Consider the following 16,899-nt stretch of genomic DNA (forward strand, 5'->3'; position numbering starts at 1 on the left):
CCAGAACGGTCAGAACAGCCGGGACGGCCGGGTCGCTCTGCTCGACGCCGCACCCGAACGCCCCGCCCACCGGGACCCGAACGTCCTGCGCTGGCTCGGTGCCTACACCTCGTCCGTACTCGGTGACAACGTCTACTACATCGCCCTGTCCTGGGCCGCCGTACGGGCCGGGACGCCCGCCCAGGCCGGAATCGTCATGACCGTCGGCGCGCTGCCCCGCGCGGTGCTGATGCTGGGCGGGGGAGTGGTCGCGGACCGCTTGGGGCCGCGCCGGGTCGTCATCGGCAGCGACGCCGTGCGCTGCGCTGTCGTGCTCGCCGTCGCCGCGGTGCTGTTCCTGACCGGCCCCCGGCTGTGGACGCTCGCGCTGCTCGCCCTGGTCTTCGGCACCGTGGACGCGGTGTTCCTGCCCGCTGTGGGGGCGCTCCCGGCCCGGATCACCGGCCGGACCCAGCTCGGCCGGGTGCACGGGATGCGCGGGGTGGCCAACCGCTGCGCCGGTGTGGTCGGCGCACCGCTCGGCGGCTTCGCCGTGGCGGCCGGTGGTGCCTCCGCCGCGTTCACCGTCGCCGGGCTGCTCATCGCCGTGTCCGCCCCCCTGCTCGTCTCACTTCGGATGCGCGCGCTGTCCGGCGAGGACACCGCCGCCGAGAGGGCTGCCACGCCCTGGCAGGACCTGCGCGCCGGGCTGCGGCACATCCGGCGGCACCGGGTGCTGGGCCCGCTGATGCTCGCCGTCGCACTCGGCGACCTGGGCTTCGTCGGCCCGCTCAACGTCGGCCTCGCCCTGCTCGCCGACCGGCGGGGCTGGGGCGCCGAGGGCATGGGCTGGGTCCTCGCCGGGTTCGGCGCCGGAGCCGGGCTCGCCTCGCTGCTGCTCGCCGTACGGGGACGGGTGCCGCGCGCCGGACTGGTGACCGGTGCCACGGTCATCGGCGGATCGGTCGCCATCGCCGCACTGGCGCTCGTACCCGGTCTCGCCGCGGCCGTCGCGGTGGCCTTGGCCGTCGGGCTGCTCGCCGGACTCAGCGGCGCCCTCTGCGGGGCGCTCCTTCAGACCCAGACCGCCCCCGCCTATCTGGGACGGGTCACCGCCGTCTCCAGTCTCGTCAGCCTCGGACTCGCGCCGCTGAGCATGCCGTTCACGGCGGGCGCCGCCGACGCCTGGGGTCTCGGGCCGGTCTTCGCCGTCAGTGCCGCTGTCTGCGCCCTCGGCGGGGTGGTGGTTCTGGTGGCGCCGGGGCTGCGCCGGGCCGAACTGCCCGGCTGAGCACGGCACGTCGAATGCTACGAGCCGTGCGGGCCCCGGTGGTCCGAACGGCCGGGCGGGCCGGGAAGGGCACCGGCGCGCCCGGTCACCGCTTCGGCTGGATCAGCTGGATCAGGTTGCCCACCGTGTCGTCCAGGACGGCGGCGAGGACGGGGCCCTGGGGCTGGGGTGGGTGGGTGAAGTGGACGCCGAGGGTGGTGAGGCGGGTGTGTTCGGCGTGCAGGTCGTCCACGGAGAAGACGATGCAGGGGAGACCGGCGTCGTAGAGGGAGGTGCGGTAGGGCTCGGCGATGGGGCCGTCGCCGGGTTCCAGGAGGAGCTGGAGATCCGCCTGGGCGCCCTCGGGGGCGCCGACCGTGACGAACGGGTGGGGGCCGCCCACGTCCATCCGGACCCTGGTCTCGAACCCCAGGACTTCGGTGTAGAAGGTGTGGGCGCGCTCTATGTCGTCCACGAACACACTGGTCATCGCCACCTTGATCATCGCGGCCCCGCGCTCAGAAGCCGAGCTTCTTGGTGTCGCGCAGGGAGGTGATCGCGGGCTCGTCGCCGTCCACGTCCACCGTGGCCGCGTCCTGTCGGCCGAAGGCGAACATCAGCAGCTCCGAGGGCTCACCGGTCACCGTCACCACCGGCGCGCCCTTGTGCGCGACCACCGTCTGCCCGTCCGGGCGGCGCAGCACCAGCCCCGTCGGTACGCCCCGGCCCAGCAGCCGGGCCGAACGCTCCAGGCGGGACCACAGGGCCTCCTGGAACACCGGGTCCAGCTCACGCCGTGTCCAGTCCGGCTGGGCCCGGCGCACGTCCTCGGCGTGGACGTAGAACTCCACGGTGTTCGCGGCCTCGTCCACCTGCTTGAGCTGGAAGGGTGAGAAGCGGGGCGGGCCGGTCCTGATCAGCTGGAGCAGCTCGGTGTACGGCTTGTCGGCGTACTCCGCCGTCACGCGTTCCAGACGCGCGGCGAGCGGCTTGATCATGGCGCCCCCGGCGGCGTCCGGGCGGCGTTCGCGGACCACCACGTGCGCCGCGAGATCGCGGGTGTTCCACCCCGCGCAGAGGGTCGGGGCCTCGGGGCCCGCGGTCTCCAGGAGGTCGGCGAGCAGGAGCCGTTCACGCTGGGCGAAGGTTGACATACCGCCAGCCTAGGGCCTGACCCCCGGCCCCGGCCCGCCGTGTGCCGCCGCCGTGCCGCTCGTGTGCCCGTGTGCCCGCTGCCCGTGTGCCCGCACGCCGCCGTGCCCGTACGCCCGTGATCCCCTGGGCCGGTGTGCCCGTCCGGTCCGATTGTCGGGTCCGGCCTGTGGACAACGTGCCGACGCCGTCGCCGGTGCGCGGCACAATGGCTCCCATGACCAGCACGCCCCCGCCCAGCAGCCTCGATCCCGGGATCGCCGCCCGCCTCAAGCGCGGTGCCGACGGCCTCGTACCCGCCGTCGCCCAGCAGTACGACACCGGTGAGGTGCTGATGCTGGGCTGGATGGACGACGAGGCGCTGCACCGCACCCTCACCACCGGACGCTGCACCTACTGGTCGCGCAGCCGCCGGGAGTACTGGGTGAAGGGCGACACCTCCGGCCACGTCCAGCACGTGAAGTCCGTCGCGCTGGACTGCGACGGCGACACCGTGCTGGTCCGGGTGGACCAGACCGGCGCCGCCTGCCACACCGGGGACCGCACCTGTTTCGACGCCGACGTGCTGCTGACGGACGCCGGTTCCGGCGCCCCGGCCGCGGATCAGTAGGGTCGGCCGACATGGACCTCGACACCTTCCGCAAGCTCGCCGCCGACCGGCGCGTCGTCCCGGTCACGCGCAAGCTCCTCGCCGACGGGGACACCCCGGTCGCGCTCTACCGCAAGCTCGCCGCCGAGCGCACCGGCACCTTCCTGCTGGAGTCCGCCGAGAACGGCCGCTCCTGGTCCCGCTACTCCTTCGTGGGCGTCCGCTCGGCCGCCACCCTCACCGCCCGCGACGGAGAGGCCCACTGGCTCGGCACCCCGCCGGTCGGTGTCCCCGTGGACGGCGACCCGCTCGCCGCGCTGCGCGCCACCCTCCAGACCCTGCACACCCCGCACGCCGAGGACCTGCCCCCCTTCACCGGCGGCATGGTCGGCTACCTCGGCTACGACATCGTGCGCCGCCTGGAGAAGATCGGCCCCGGCGAACGCGACGACCTGAAGCTGCCCGAGCTGACCATGCTGCTCACCAGCGACCTCGCCGTCATGGACCACTGGGAGGGCTCGGTCCTGCTGATCGCCAACGCGATCAACCACAACGACCTCGACACCGGCATGGACGAGGCGTACGCCGACGCGATCGCCCGGCTCGACGCGATGGAGGCCGACCTCTCCCGCCCCGTCGCCCAGCCCCCGGCCGTCCTCCCGCCCTCCGAACTGCCCGCGTACACCGCGCTGTGGGGCGGCCCCGACTTCAAGGCGGCCGTCGAGGACGTCAAGGAACGCATCCGGGCCGGAGAGGCGTTCCAGGTGGTGCCCTCGCAGCGGTTCGAGACCCCGTGCACCGCGAGCGCCCTCGACGTCTACCGGGTGCTGCGCACCACCAACCCCTCGCCGTACATGTACCTCTTCCGGTTCGACGGCTTCGACGTGGTCGGTTCCTCGCCCGAGGCGCTGGTGAAGGTCGAGGAGGGCCGCGCGATGGTCCACCCCATCGCCGGGACCCGGCACCGGGGCGCCACCCCGCGCGAGGACCAGGCGCTCGCCGAGGAACTCCTCGCCGACCCCAAGGAACGCGCCGAGCACCTGATGCTCGTCGATCTGGGGCGCAACGACCTCGGCCGGGTCTGCGAGCCGGGCTCGGTGGAGGTCGTGGACTTCATGTCCGTCGAGCGGTACTCCCACGTGATGCACATCGTCTCCACCGTCACCGGCACCGTCGCGCCCGGCCGTACCGCCTTCGACGTGCTCACCGCCTGCTTCCCGGCGGGCACCCTGTCCGGCGCGCCCAAGCCCCGCGCGATGCGGATCATCGACGAACTGGAGCCGTCCCGGCGCGGCCTGTACGGCGGCTGCGTCGGCTATCTCGACTTCGCCGGGGACTCCGACACCGCCATCGCCATCCGCACCGCGCTGCTCCGCGACGGCACCGCGTACGTGCAGGCCGGGGCCGGGATCGTCGCCGACTCCGACCCGGACGCCGAGGACCAGGAGTGCCGCAACAAGGCGGCGGCGGTGCTGCGCGCCGTGCACACCGCCAACCGCCTCACGACCGCCGGTACGGAACCCCGCGTGACGGACCCGGCGGGGTCGGGGCGATAGTGGAGTACGTGACTGCCGTACCTCACCCCCGTTCCGAAGCCGTTCCCGTCCGGTCCGGCCGCCGGAGTCTCGCGCTCGCGCTGCTCGGCGGCGCGCTCGGCGCGGCCGTGACCCTGCTCGCCACCCGGCAGCGCTGGTCCGCGGGCACCGCGTCGGTGGCCGGTGGCAGCTTCCCGCTGACCGCGCGGGGCAGCGACGTCACCGGCGTCCCGGCGGCGCTGGCCGTCGTGGGCCTCGCCGCGCTGGTCGCGGTGTTCGCCGTCCGCCGCGTCGGCCGCTTCGCGGTCGCCGCCCTGCTCGCGCTCTCCGGCGCGGGCATCGTCGCTGCCGCGCTCGGCGGGGCGCGGGACGGCTCCGCGCTGGACGAGAAGGCCGCGCAGGCCACCGGCGACACCTCGGCCGCCGTCGCCGCCCTCACCCACACCGGCTGGCCGTACGTCGCCGCCGCGGGCGGCCTCCTCATCCTGCTCGCCGGACTCCTCGCCCTGCGCTACGGCCCCCGCTGGCCCGCCATGTCCGGCCGCTACGAGCGCGACGGCACCCCCCGCCCGCGCCGCACGGCCCGCCCGGTGGACCCGGAGCGCCCCGAGGAGATCTGGAAGGCCCTGGACCGGGGCGAGGACCCCACCGGCGCCTGACCCGCCCGGACCCCGCCCCGATGTGGTGAACCAGACGCGACCCCCTCGTCCGGTGCCGGTGGGCGTACGGGACAATGGGGGACGAGCGTCCGGTTCGGACGGCGACCGGGCCCGGCGGCGTACGAGCCGTACGACCCGTGCCAGGACACGTACACAACGACGTACAAGCAACGAGGAGCAAGTCATGGCGGGCAGCAGCCACGGTCACACCCCGGCCGCCTGGACCGGCGTCACCATCGCCTTCATCGGTTTCTGCATCGCGGGCGCCTTCATGGTGATGGCCGAACCCATCGGCTTCTGGGCGGGCATGGTCGTCGTGGTCCTCGGCGGTGTGGTCGGCATGATCATGCGCGCGATGGGTCTCGGCATGCCGAAGACGGCGCACGCCGTGCCGCAGCCGGTCCCGGTCGCCCAGCGCGAGCCGGTGCCCGCCGAGGGCTGATCCCTCCCGGCACCCCCACGGGCGGCCCACTCCCCGGAGGGAGCAGGGCCGCTTCTGTGTGTGCGGGGGCCGCGCGGGCGCTCGGCCCCTGGGCCCCCAGCCCGGCCCCTGTGCGCCACACCCCGGCCCGCATGCGCCCACCCCTATGTGTCCCCGGCAGCGCGCCGCGCGGGTGGGGCGGGCAGAATGCCTGGCGTGAACGCCGACAGCGGCCCGCCCGCGCCCAGCAGCCACCCGGCCCCCGGTGCCGGTGCCTTCGACCCGGCCCACGGTGGTTTCCACCCGGCGCCGGTGCGGGCGCCGGGCGGACTGTGGAGCCGCCTCGCCGTCCCGGCCGGGCTGCTGGCCGCCGTCGCGGGGGCCTTCGCGTACGTCGGCGCCGTGGACCCCGGACAGCCCGGCCACTACCCGGTCTGCCCGCTGTACCGGTTCACCGGGCTGTACTGCCCCGGCTGCGGCGGCCTGCGCAGCGCCCACGCGTTCATCCACGGCGACTTCCTCGCCGCCCTGCGGGACAACGCCGCCGGGGTCGTCGCCTACCTGGCCTTCGCCGTGCTGTGGACCGTATGGATGGTCCGGGCGGCGCGCGGACTGCCGTTCCGGCTGGTGCTCGGACCCCGGCAGATGTACGTGCTCGGCGGGCTGCTGCTGGTCTTCACGGTCGTACGGAACCTGCCGGACGGAGGCTGGCTGCACCCCTGACCGCGCCCCGACCGTGTCCGGACCGTGCCGGGAGCACGCCCCGGCCGTGCGTGCTTTGTCCAGGTTGTGGGACCGGCGCCCGGCGGATGCGGAGCCGGGCGGCGGCTGCGGATACCATCGCAGTGACCAAGGGTTTTCGAAGCGCGCGTTTTCGGGGCCCTAAGGAACGACCGCCCGGAAGGGGGCCGCTCGCGTGAGTGTGCTCGACGAGATCATCGACGGAGTCCGTGCCGACCTCGCGGAGCGGCAGGCACGCGTCAGCCTCGACGAGCTGAAGGAGCGCGCCGCCAAGGCCCCCGCCGCCAAGGACGGGGTCGCCGCCCTCAAGGGCGACGGCGTCAAGGTGATCTGCGAGGTCAAGCGCTCCAGCCCGTCCAAGGGCGCGCTGGCCGCGATCGCGGACCCGGCCGGACTCGCCGCCGACTACGAGGCGGGCGGCGCCGCCGTCATCTCCGTCCTCACCGAGCAGCGCCGCTTCGGCGGCTCGCTGGCCGACCTGGAGGCCGTCCGCGCCCGGGTGGACATCCCGGTGCTGCGCAAGGACTTCATCGTCACGTCGTACCAGCTGTGGGAGGCCCGCGCGTACGGCGCCGACCTCGCGCTGCTGATCGTCGCCGCGCTGGAGCAGCCCGCGCTGGAGTCGCTGATCGAGCGGGCCGTGTCCATCGGGCTGACCCCGCTGGTCGAGGTGCACGACGAGGACGAGGTCGAGCGCGCGGTGGACGCGGGCGCCCGCGTCATCGGCGTCAACGCGCGCAACCTGAAGACGCTGGAGGTGGACCGGGGCACCTTCGAACGGGTCGCCCCCGAGATCCCCGACGACCTGGTCAAGATCGCGGAGTCCGGCGTACGCGGCCCGCACGACCTGATCGCCTACGCCAACGCCGGTGCAGACGCCGTCCTGGTGGGCGAGTCCCTCGTCACCGGCCGCGACCCGAAGGCCGCCGTCTCCGATCTGGTCGCCGCCGGGGAGCACCCCGCGCTGCGCCACGGCCGGGGCTGACCGCCCGCCGGAAGCCGACCGCCATGACCCTCTCGACGACAGTGGACCGGTACGCCCGCCTCGCGCGCGGCTGCCGCCCCCGAGGCTGCCGCGCCCCGGCCCGCCGCATCCACGGCCGCCGCGTCCGCTACGTCATCGGCGACGAACCCGGCCAGGTGAACGGCATGCGATGGCACCGCCCCGAACAGGGGCGCACCAAGCTCTGACATCGAGTGCCGGACCCGCGCGGCACCGCTCCGCCCACCGGGATCTCCCCCGGGGGCGCGGCGAACCGCGCGACCGGCGCCGGCGAACCCGCGCGGGAGACTCCGCCGTCCCCGGTTCCCCCAAGGGGGCCGCGGACGACCGGCCGCGTCCGGCCCGCACCCGATGACCAACAGAGCCTCCCGCCCCCACGGCACCCTGAACCCACCCAGACCCCGTGAGGTACCCGCATGCCCAGCGATTTCTTCATCCCCGACCCGGCGGGCCAAGTCCCCACCCCCCAGGGCTACTTCGGCGCGTTCGGCGGCAAGTTCATCCCGGAGGCCCTGGTCGCCGCCGTGGACGAGGTCGCCGTCGAGTACGACAAGGCCAAGCACGACCCGGAGTTCGCCCGAGAGCTGGAAGACCTCCTGGTCAACTACACCGGCCGCCCCAGCTCCCTCACCGAGGTCCCCCGCTTCGCGGAACACGCCGGAGGCGCCCGCGTCTTCCTCAAGCGCGAGGACCTGAACCACACCGGTTCGCACAAGATCAACAACGTACTGGGCCAGGCGCTGCTGACCAGGCGCATGGGCAAGACCCGCGTCATCGCGGAGACCGGCGCCGGACAGCACGGCGTCGCCACCGCCACCGCGTGCGCCCTGTTCGGCCTGGACTGCACGATCTACATGGGCGAGATCGACACCGAGCGCCAGGCGCTCAACGTGGCCCGGATGCGGATGCTCGGCGCCGAGGTCGTCGCCGTGAAGTCCGGCAGCCGCACCCTGAAGGACGCCATCAACGAGGCGTTCCGCGACTGGGTCGCCAACGTGGACCGTACGCACTACCTGTTCGGCACGGTCGCGGGTCCGCACCCGTTCCCGGCGATGGTCCGCGACTTCCACCGGGTGATCGGCGTCGAGGCCCGCCGCCAGATCCTGGAGCGCGCCGGACGGCTGCCGGACGCGGCCGTGGCCTGCGTGGGCGGCGGTTCCAACGCCATCGGCCTGTTCCACGCGTTCATCCCCGACGACGGTGTCCGCCTGATCGGCTGCGAGCCCGCCGGGCACGGTGTGCACACCGGCGAGCACGCGGCCACCCTGACGGCGGGCGAGCCCGGCATCCTGCACGGCTCGCGGTCGTACGTCCTCCAGGACGACGAGGGCCAGATCACCGAGCCGTACTCCATCTCGGCGGGCCTGGACTACCCGGGCGTCGGCCCCGAGCACGCGTATCTGCGCGACAGCGGGCGCGGCGAGTACCGGGCCGTCACCGACGACCAGGCGATGCGGGCGCTGCGCCTGCTGTCCCGCACCGAGGGCATCATCCCGGCCATCGAGAGCGCGCACGCGCTGGCCGGGGCGCTGGAGGTCGGCCGGGAACTCGGCCCGGACGGGCTGATCGTCGTCAACCTCTCCGGGCGCGGCGACAAGGACATGGACACCGCCGCCCGCTACTTCGGCCTGTACGACACCGACGCCGAGGTGGCCGCCGACGAGACCGACACCGCCGAGATCGAGGAGGACGCCAAGTGAGCGGCAACATCCAGCTTCTGTCCGACACCCTCGCCGCCGCGAAGGCCGAGGGCCGGTCCGCGCTGATCGCCTACCTCCCGGCGGGCTTCCCCACCGTGGACGGCGGCATCGACGCCGTGAAGGCCGTCTTCGACGGCGGCGCCGACGTGGTCGAGGTCGGGCTGCCGCACAGCGACCCGGTCCTCGACGGCCCGGTCATCCAGACCGCCGACGACATCGCGCTGCGCGGCGGCGTCCGTATCGCCGACGTGATGCGCACGGTCCGCGAGGGCCACGCGGCGACCGGCAAGCCGGTGCTCGTCATGACGTACTGGAACCCGATCGACCGGTACGGCGTCGAGCGGTTCACCGCCGAGCTGGCCGAGGCGGGCGGCGCGGGCTGCATCCTGCCCGACCTGCCCGTGCAGGAGTCCGGGCTGTGGCGCGAGCACGCCGAGAAGCACGGCCTGGCCACCGTGTTCGTCGTCGCGCCCAGCAGCCGGGACGCCCGGCTCGCGGAGATCACGGCCGCGGGCAGCGGCTTCGTCTACGCGGCCTCCCTGATGGGTGTCACCGGCACCCGCGCGTCCGTCGGCGCGCAGGCGAAGGAACTCGTGGGGCGCACCCGGAACACCGGCACCCCGCTGCCGGTCTGTGTCGGCCTCGGCGTGTCCGACGCGACGCAGGCCGCCGAGGTGGCCGGATTCGCGGACGGCGTGATCGTCGGCTCGGCGTTCGTCAAGCGGATGCTGGACGCGCCCGACCACGCCACCGGCCTGGCGGCGGTCCGGGAACTGGCCGGGGAACTGGCCCGGGGGGTCCGCGCCCGCACCTGACGGCCGGGGCCCGTTAGGCGACTCCCGCCCGCCCGGCGGCGCGGCGGGCCCGCTCACTCGAACGGGTGGATATCGGACCGGGGAGGCGCACTGCGCCTCCCCGGTTCGTTCTGGGGGTGTGAGCGAGAAGAACCGTGACGGAAAGCGCACCGCACGAGAGCGTATGGCGGTCGAGCGCGAGAAGCAGAAGTCCGCGGACAAGCGGCGCAGGACGCTGGTCGTCGGCGGGAGCGTCGTCTGCGTCCTCGGTCTCGCGGCGGTGATCGGCGTGGTCGCCGCCAACGCCGGAAAGGACAAGGGGACGAGCAGCAAGGCCGGTCCGGTCGTGGCACCCTCCGGCGCCCAGGGCAAGGACGCCCTGGCCATCCCCGTCGGCAAGGACGGCGCGAAGGCCACGCTCACCGTCTGGGAGGACTTCCGCTGCCCGGCCTGCAAGGGCTTCGAGCAGCAGTACCGCCCGACGCTGCACAAACTGGAGGACGCGGGCAAGCTCCGCGTCGAGTACCACCTCGTCCGGCTCATCGACGGCAACCTCGGCGGCACCGGCTCGCTGCGCGCCGCCAACGCCGCCGCCTGCGCCCAGGACGCGGGGAAGTTCCGCGACTACCACGACACGCTGTACGAGAACCAGCCCGAGGAGACCGACGACGCCTACGCGGACAACGCCCGGCTGATCCAGCTCGCCGGGAAGGTGCCCGGCCTGGACACCCCGAAGTTCCGCGCGTGCGTCAACGACGGCACCCACGACAGCTGGGTGAACAAGTCGCAGCAGGCCTTCGCCGGGAGCGGGTTCACCGGCACGCCCTCGGTGATCTTCAACGGCAAGAACATCTACCAGGACCAGACGCTGACCCCGCAGAAGCTGAAGCAGATGGTCGAGCAGGCCGACCAGGGGTAAGAGGGCAAGGAATCCTCGCCGTCCCGTTACGTACCCGTTGCCGGGCCGCCCGTCGTCCGGGCGGCCCGGCACGGTAGCGTCGGACCTGCCATGGAACTTGCCTACATTCCCAGCCCGTCGCGCGGGGTCATCCACCTCGGCCCCATTCCGCTGCGCGGTTACGCGTTCTGCATCATCATCGGCGTCTTCATCGCCGTCTGGCTCGGCAACAAGCGCTGGATCGCGCGGGGCGGCCGCTCCGGCACCGTCGCCGACATCGCGGTCTGGGCCGTACCGTTCGGCCTGGTCGGCGGTCGGCTGTACCACGTGATCACGGACTACGAGCTGTACTTCACGCCGGGCCGCGACTGGGTGGACGCCTTCAAGGTGTGGCAGGGCGGCCTCGGCATCTGGGGCGCCGTCGCGCTCGGTGCCGTCGGCGCCTGGATCGGCGCCCGCCGCCGGGGCGTCCCGCTGCCCGCCTACGCGGACGCCATCGCCCCCGGCATCGCGCTCGCCCAGGCGGCCGGTCGCTGGGGCAACTGGTTCAACCAGGAGCTGTACGGCCGCGAGACGCACCTCCCGTGGGCGCTGCACATCACCTCCTCCGAGGGCGGCCGGGTCCCCGGCTACTACCACCCGACGTTCCTCTACGAGTCGCTGTGGTGCATCGGGGTGGCCTTCCTGGTGATGTGGGCCGACCGCCGCTTCACCCTGGGCCACGGCCGTGCCTTCGCGCTCTACGTCGCGTCGTACTGCGTGGGCCGGGGCTGGATCGAGTACATGCGGGTGGACGACGCCCACCACATCCTGGGCCTGCGCCTCAACGACTGGACCGCGCTGATCGTCTTCCTGCTCGCGGTGTTCTTCTTCGTGCTCTCCGCGAAGAAGCGGCCCGGCCGTGAGGCCGTGGTCGAGCCGGGTGCGGCGGAGGAGCGGGCGGCGGCGGAGGCGCCCGGCACGCCGGACGGGTCCCCGGCGGACACGGCGGACACGGCGGGCGCGGCGGACAAGGCCGGTGCGGCGGGCGACGAGCCCCAGGCCGGGACCGAGGCCGGGAAGCCGGATGCGGCGGACGGCGGGACGAAGCCGGACCCGGCCGCTGCGGCGGCCCAGCCCCCCAAGAGCACCGACAGCACCACCCCCGACCCCTCCGTGCAGAACGGCGCCGGATCGGCCGGCAAGAGCGGCTGACCCGTCACTCCACGGCACATCGCCCACGGCACGCAGCACCCGCCGTACGGCACGAAGGGCGCCCGGATCCGATCCGGGCGCCCTTCGCCGTGTCCGCCCCGCGCCCCGCCCGGTTCAGGGCCGGTGCGCGGCCGACAGGGTCCTGCGGGCCGCCGCCACCACGGCCGCGTCGATGAACCGGCCGTCCGGCAGCGCCTGCGCGCCCTCGGTGAGCGCCGCCGCCTTCACCACCGTCTCCGCCTCCTCGATCTCCGCCGGGGTCGGCAGATACGCCCGCTCGATCACCGGAAGCTGCCGGGGATGGATCGCGGCCCGCCCCAGGAAGCCCAGCGCGCGGCCCCGGGCGCACGACGCGGCGAGCCCGTCCAGGTCGCGGATGTCGGGATGCACCGACTGCGGCGGCGGGGCCAGCCCGGCGGCGCGGGCGGCGACCACCAGCCGGGAGCGCGGCCAGTCCAGACCGGCGTCGTCCCGGACTCCGAGGTCGGCCCGCAGGTCCGCCTCGCCCAGCGAGACACCGCGCAGCGCGGGGTGGGCGGTGGCGATGCGGTAGGCGTGCTCGACGCCGAGCGCGGACTCGATCAGCGCCCACAGCGGCAGCGACTCCCCGGCCGCCCCGGCGGCCCGCGTCACCTGCTCCGGGACGCTCACCTTCGGCAGCCGCAGCCCCGACAGCCCCGGCAGCCCGGCCAGCGCGGCGAGATCGGCGGCGGCCCAGCCGGTGTCCAGCGCGTTGACCCGGACGTGCACGGTGACCGGCTGCGGGTCCGCGAGGCGCTCCACCGTGGCCGCACGGGCGTACTCCTTGCGGTCCGGGGCGACCGCGTCCTCCAGATCGACCACCACCACGTCGGCTCCGGCCGCGAGCGCCCCGGTCACCACCTGCGGGCGGTCACCGGGCACATAGAGCCAGGTCAGCGGGGTGCTCCTCGGATGGGGCGGGGGCAGCGGGGTGCCGGTCACGCGGCGCCCTCCTCGCGCAGGGCGCGCAGCTCGTCCGGGGTCAGGCCCAGCTCGGTCAGCACCGCCTCGGTGTCCGCGCCGTGCCGCCGACCGGTCCAGCGGATCGCGCCGGGGGTGGCGGAGAGCCGGAACAGCACGTTCTGCATGCGGAGCGGGCCCAGTTCCGGGTCGGAGACGGTGGTGACCGTGTCCAGCGCCTGGTACTGCGGGTCGGCCAGCACGTCCCGTACGTCCTGGACCGGGGCGACGGCGGCCTCCGCCTTCTCGAAGGCGGTCAGCACCTCCGCGCGGTCGCGCTCCGCGATCCACGAGCCGACGGCCGCGTCCAGCACGTCGGCGTGGGCCGCGCGGTCGGCGCCGGTGGCGAACCAGGGCTCCTCGATCAGCTCCGGGCGGCCCACCAGCCGCATCACCCGTTCCGCCACCGACTGGGCCGAGGTGGAGACCGCGACCCAGTGGCCGTCGGCGGTGCGGTACGTGTTGCGGGGCGCGTTGTTGGCCGAGCGGTTGCCGGTGCGCTCCTGGACGTGGTGCAGCTGGTCGTACCAGGTGGCGTGCGGGCCGAGCACCGCGAGCATCGGCTCGATGATGGCCATGTCCACGACCTGCCCGGCACCGGTGCGGTCGCGGGCGGCCAGCGCGGTCAGCACGGCGTACGCGGTGGCCAGACCGGTGATGGAGTCGGCGAGACCGAACGGGGGGAGCGTGGGCGGGGACTCCGGCTCGCCGGTGAGGGCGGCGAAGCCGCTCATCGCCTCGGCCAGCGTGCCGAAGCCGGGCCGGTGCGCGTACGGGCCGTGCTGCCCGAAGGCGGTGACCCGCGCGAGCACCAGCCGGGGGTTGACGGCGGACAGCTCGGCCCAGCCCAGGCCCCACTTCTCCAGCGTGCCGGGCCGGAAGTTCTCCACCACCACGTCGGCCGTCGCGGCGAGCCGCAGCAGCGCCGCCCGGCCGCCCGGCTTGGACAGGTCCAGGGTGACGGCCCGCTTGTTGCGGCCGAGCACCTTCCACCACAGCCCGACCCCGTGCTTGGCCGGGCCGTGCCCGCGCGACGGGTCGGGCCGCAGCGGGTGCTCCACCTTGATCACGTCGGCACCGAAGTCCCCGAGCAGGGTGGCCGCCATCGGCCCGGCGAACAGGGTCGCCAGGTCCAGCACGCGCAGCCCGTCGAGCGAGCCGAACCCCGCCGGGGCCCCGCCCGCGCCGTCCGTGCCGACCGCGCCGTCCGCACCGGTCGTGCCGTCGGTCCCGGCCGTGTCGCCGCCGGTCGCCGCGGGGGCGCTCACGCGGTGCACCGGGCCTGGATACCGGCGCGGAACGGCATCGCCGCAGCGACCGTCCCGCCGCGCCGCGGTGCCTTCCGGACGTACGCGACGGGGTCCGTGCTGGTGCTGCCGAGGACGGCGAGGTGGGTCATGGGCGGGTCGCCTCCAGGTGCGTGAGGTGGGCGAGGGCGTCGAAGCCGGTGCCGTCGAAGTCGGCGACCGTGGTGGTGAGCCGGTTCTTCAGCGGGGCCCGCAGATGGTCGGGCAGCGCCTCGGGGTCGCCCGCGAGCAGTCCGGCGACGCTTCCGGCGGTGGCCCCGGCCGAGTCGGTGTCGAAGCCGCCCGCCACGGCCCGGCCGACGGAACCGGTGAAGTCGCCGTCCGCGTGGGTCAGGGCGGCGGCGATCAGCGCGGTGTTGGGAATGGCGTGCACCCAGTGGTGGCCGGGCCCGTACACGGCGTGCAGTTCGTCCACGACGGTGTCGAAGTCGGCGTGCGCACCGGCCAGCCGGACGGCGTGATCGACGGCGAGGCCCAGCCGGGAGCGGGGCGGGACGACCGCGCGGCCGGTGCGCAGACAGGCGTGCACGTCCCGTTCGCCACCGGCCGCCGCCGCGAGCACGGCGGCGGTGAACATGGCCGCGTAGACGCCGTTCGCGGTGTGCGTGAGCACCGCGTCCCGGTGGGCCTGCGCGGCGGCCGCGGCCGGGTCGCCGGGGTGGGTCCAGCCGTGCACGTCGGCCCGGATCAGGGCGCCGATCCACTCGCGGAACGGGTTGCGGTGCCGGGCGGTGTGCGGGGGCTCCACCCCGGAGAGCAGGTTGCGCAGGGCGACGCGCTCGGCGGTGAAGGCGCGGCCGGGGGAGAGTTCGTCCAGCCAGAGCCGGGCGACGTCGAGGGTGCTGAACTCGTGGCCGTGGCGCCGGAGCAGCAGCAGGTTCAGCAGGGGGTAGTCGAGGTCGTCGTCGTGGGGCATGCCGTCGATGTTCTCGGCGAGCGAGGTCCCGGCCGAGCGGCGGTTCCAGGGGTACCGGGCGAGGAGCCCGGCGGGGACACCGCGCGCGGTGAAGTAGGCGGTGGGCGGCCAGTTGCCGGTGGCGCGGGCCAGGGAGCGGACGCCGTCCAGCGGGAGTTTCTCGACCGGTTTGCCGAGCAGGCAGCCGATGGCGCGGCCCAGCCAGGCGGCCTCCAGGGCGCGGACGGCGTCGTCGGCGGGGAGGGGCGACGCCGGGGCGGGCGGGCGGGGCCAGTCGGGGCAGCGGGCGCGGATCGCGCCGAGGTCGGTGGGTTCCTCGTCGGCCAGCACGCTGGGCAGGTCGGCCAGTTCGTCGAGCAGGTCCTCGGCCAGCAGCCGCAGATAGCGCGAGGCGCGTTCGGGGGAGGCACCGGCGCGCGGGGGCGCGTCCAGGCCCCCGGCCGCGCGCCAGCGCGCCTCGATACGGGACGGTTCGCGCCCGTCGAGCCGGGCCTGCCGGATCTCGTGCCCGACGAGGTCCTCGGGCTGCACCCAGGTCAGCCGCAGCACGGCACGCCTCCCGTGGCGGCGGGGGCGGTGGCGTCCGCGCGCGGGTCCAGGCGGGCGAAGGCGTCCTCGTGGGTACGGCGGCGGGCGGTGTCCCGCGCGAACACCTCCCGCGCGACGGCGGCGAGTGTACGGGCCGGTGCCTCCAGGTCCAGGCGGCTGGCCTCCGCCACGGCCGTCGTCCACTCCTCGGGCGGCGGGGAGCCGAGGGCGCCCGCGAGCGCTCCGGCCATCGTGGCGATGGAGTCGCAGTCGCGGCCGTAGTTGACCGAGCCGAGCACCGCCTGCCGGTAGTCGCCGCCCGCGACCAGCAACATGCCGAGCGCCACGGGGAGTTCCTCGATGGAGTGCAGCCGCGAGGGGCGCCGGGCACCGAGCGAGGGCGCCCGGTAGTCGGGGCCGACCGTGTCGTACGGCGCGACCGCCTCCCGCAGCGGGACCAGCGCCGACTCCACGTCGTCGTACCGTACGGCCGTCTCGCAGACCCGCTCCACGGCCGTGCGGGTGCCGTCCTTGGCGAGGGCCAGACAGGCGGCGACCACGGACTCCGGGGTGGCGCCGGGGGTGGCGGCGGCGGCCACGGCGGCGGCGAAGACCCCGGCGGCCTCGCGGCCGTACGACGACTGGTGCGCGCCGGAGACGTCCAGGGCCTCGGCGTACGCGCCCGCCGGGTTGCCCGCGTTGACCAGGCCGACCGGAGCCATGTACATCGCGGCGCCGCAGTTCACGATGTTGCCGCTGCCCGCCTCCCTCGGGTCCACGTGGCCGTACGCCAGGCGGGCCACCAGCCACTTCTCGGCGAGGAAGATCCGCTGGAGCGGCAGCGCCTCCGCCTCCAGCTCGGGAATCCAGCGCGGCTCGGTCATCAGGTCGGGCACGAGGTGGTCCGCCACGGCGTACGCGTCCAGGTGGTCGCGGACCCGGGCGTAGACGCGGACCAGGGCGTGGGTCATCAGGGTGTCGTCGGTGACGTGTCCGTCACCCTTGTGGTACGGCGCGATCGGGCGGGCGGTGCGCCAGTCGTCGCCGTGCCAGGGGCCGACGATGCCGTGCACCCGGCCGCCGTGGCGTGCGGCGATCTGCTCGGGGGACCAGCCCTCGACCGGGCCGCCGAGGGCGTCTCCGACGGCGGCACCGGCCAGGGCGGCGGCGAAGCGGGCGTCGAGACCCGGCTCAGGGGAGGCCCAGCCGCGTGTTGTTTCGGGCGTCATGTC

General features: G+C 74.7%; 19 protein-coding genes. 12 read left to right on the forward strand and 7 right to left on the reverse strand.

Annotated features, from left to right (window positions below; genetic code table 11):
* Positions 1–37 precede the first annotated feature (37 nt).
* Positions 38–1,270, forward strand: a complete 1,233-nt coding sequence (locus tag KUM39_RS21825; RefSeq protein WP_217787469.1) for an MFS transporter — start codon at positions 38–40, stop codon at positions 1,268–1,270.
* An 85-nt stretch (positions 1,271–1,355) separates the two neighbouring features.
* Here KUM39_RS21825 and KUM39_RS21830 read toward each other — a convergent pair whose 3' ends face one another.
* Positions 1,356–1,754 carry a VOC family protein gene (locus KUM39_RS21830; RefSeq protein ID WP_217787435.1) on the reverse strand — a complete coding sequence of 133 codons (399 nt, stop codon included), beginning with the start codon at positions 1,752–1,754 and terminating at the stop codon, positions 1,356–1,358.
* A 13-nt stretch (positions 1,755–1,767) separates the two neighbouring features.
* Positions 1,768–2,403, reverse strand: a complete 636-nt coding sequence (locus KUM39_RS21835; RefSeq protein ID WP_217787436.1) for a TIGR03085 family metal-binding protein — start codon at positions 2,401–2,403, stop codon at positions 1,768–1,770.
* Between the two features lie 215 nt (positions 2,404–2,618).
* Here KUM39_RS21835 and hisI point away from each other — a divergent pair, with 215 nt between their 5' ends.
* The 11 genes from hisI to lgt all read left to right on the forward strand — a co-directional run bounded on the left by hisI (position 2,619) and on the right by lgt (position 11,935).
* Positions 2,619–3,011, forward strand: coding sequence for a phosphoribosyl-AMP cyclohydrolase (hisI, locus tag KUM39_RS21840; protein ID WP_217787437.1), 393 nt, complete (start codon positions 2,619–2,621; stop codon positions 3,009–3,011).
* An 11-nt stretch (positions 3,012–3,022) separates the two neighbouring features.
* A complete protein-coding gene (locus KUM39_RS21845) occupies positions 3,023–4,546 on the forward strand; it encodes an anthranilate synthase component I (RefSeq protein ID WP_217787438.1) in 1,524 nt (507 codons plus the stop codon).
* Complete coding sequence (locus KUM39_RS21850) at positions 4,546–5,184, forward strand: TIGR02234 family membrane protein (RefSeq protein WP_217787439.1); 639 nt, start codon at positions 4,546–4,548, stop codon at positions 5,182–5,184. Before KUM39_RS21845 ends, KUM39_RS21850 begins: the two co-directional genes overlap by 1 nt.
* Before the next feature lie 184 nt (positions 5,185–5,368).
* Positions 5,369–5,626: an HGxxPAAW family protein gene (locus KUM39_RS21855; protein WP_217787440.1), complete on the forward strand. Its 258-nt coding sequence runs from the start codon at positions 5,369–5,371 to the stop codon at positions 5,624–5,626.
* Between the two features lie 186 nt (positions 5,627–5,812).
* Positions 5,813–6,328, forward strand: coding sequence for a DUF2752 domain-containing protein (locus KUM39_RS21860; protein WP_217787441.1), 516 nt, complete (start codon positions 5,813–5,815; stop codon positions 6,326–6,328).
* A 193-nt stretch (positions 6,329–6,521) separates the two neighbouring features.
* Positions 6,522–7,331 (forward strand): indole-3-glycerol phosphate synthase TrpC, encoded by an 810-nt coding sequence (gene trpC / locus KUM39_RS21865; RefSeq protein WP_217787442.1) that lies wholly within the window; start codon positions 6,522–6,524, stop codon positions 7,329–7,331.
* Between the two features lie 23 nt (positions 7,332–7,354).
* On the forward strand, positions 7,355–7,537 hold the full coding sequence (gene trpM, locus KUM39_RS21870) for a tryptophan biosynthesis modulator TrpM (RefSeq protein ID WP_217787443.1): 183 nt from the start codon (positions 7,355–7,357) through the stop codon (positions 7,535–7,537).
* A 228-nt stretch (positions 7,538–7,765) separates the two neighbouring features.
* Complete coding sequence (gene trpB, locus KUM39_RS21875) at positions 7,766–9,049, forward strand: tryptophan synthase subunit beta (protein ID WP_217787444.1); 1,284 nt, start codon at positions 7,766–7,768, stop codon at positions 9,047–9,049.
* A complete protein-coding gene (trpA, locus tag KUM39_RS21880) occupies positions 9,046–9,864 on the forward strand; it encodes a tryptophan synthase subunit alpha (RefSeq protein ID WP_217787445.1) in 819 nt (272 codons plus the stop codon). Before trpB ends, trpA begins: the two co-directional genes overlap by 4 nt.
* 118 nt (positions 9,865–9,982) lie before the next feature.
* On the forward strand, positions 9,983–10,762 hold the full coding sequence (locus KUM39_RS21885) for a DsbA family protein (RefSeq protein ID WP_217787446.1): 780 nt from the start codon (positions 9,983–9,985) through the stop codon (positions 10,760–10,762).
* 90 nt (positions 10,763–10,852) lie between these two features.
* Positions 10,853–11,935 carry a prolipoprotein diacylglyceryl transferase gene (gene lgt, locus KUM39_RS21890; protein ID WP_217787447.1) on the forward strand — a complete coding sequence of 361 codons (1,083 nt, stop codon included), beginning with the start codon at positions 10,853–10,855 and terminating at the stop codon, positions 11,933–11,935.
* Between the two features lie 114 nt (positions 11,936–12,049).
* On the opposite strand, the gene KUM39_RS21895 is transcribed toward lgt, so the two are convergent.
* The 5 genes from KUM39_RS21895 to KUM39_RS21910 all read right to left on the reverse strand — a co-directional run bounded on the left by KUM39_RS21895 (position 12,050) and on the right by KUM39_RS21910 (position 16,896).
* Positions 12,050–12,898, reverse strand: a complete 849-nt coding sequence (locus KUM39_RS21895) for an HpcH/HpaI aldolase/citrate lyase family protein (protein WP_308288201.1) — start codon at positions 12,896–12,898, stop codon at positions 12,050–12,052.
* Positions 12,895–14,061 (reverse strand): CaiB/BaiF CoA transferase family protein, encoded by a 1,167-nt coding sequence (locus KUM39_RS21900; protein WP_246620545.1) that lies wholly within the window; start codon positions 14,059–14,061, stop codon positions 12,895–12,897. The genes KUM39_RS21895 and KUM39_RS21900 overlap by 4 nt, the downstream gene beginning before the upstream one ends.
* A 119-nt stretch (positions 14,062–14,180) precedes the next feature.
* Positions 14,181–14,315: a hypothetical protein gene (locus KUM39_RS28610; protein ID WP_281425735.1), complete on the reverse strand. Its 135-nt coding sequence runs from the start codon at positions 14,313–14,315 to the stop codon at positions 14,181–14,183.
* Entirely contained in the window at positions 14,312–15,688 is a 1,377-nt protein-coding gene (locus KUM39_RS21905; protein WP_217787448.1) for an ADP-ribosylglycohydrolase family protein, read from the reverse strand. Before KUM39_RS21905 ends, KUM39_RS28610 begins: the two co-directional genes overlap by 4 nt.
* On the reverse strand, positions 15,676–16,896 hold the full coding sequence (locus tag KUM39_RS21910) for an ADP-ribosylglycohydrolase family protein (protein ID WP_217787449.1): 1,221 nt from the start codon (positions 16,894–16,896) through the stop codon (positions 15,676–15,678). The genes KUM39_RS21905 and KUM39_RS21910 overlap by 13 nt, the downstream gene beginning before the upstream one ends.
* Positions 16,897–16,899 lie beyond the last annotated feature (3 nt).

Origin of the sequence: Streptomyces corallincola (genome assembly GCF_019104725.1) — a bacterium.
GTDB classification, from domain to species: domain Bacteria; phylum Actinomycetota; class Actinomycetes; order Streptomycetales; family Streptomycetaceae; genus Streptomyces; species Streptomyces corallincola.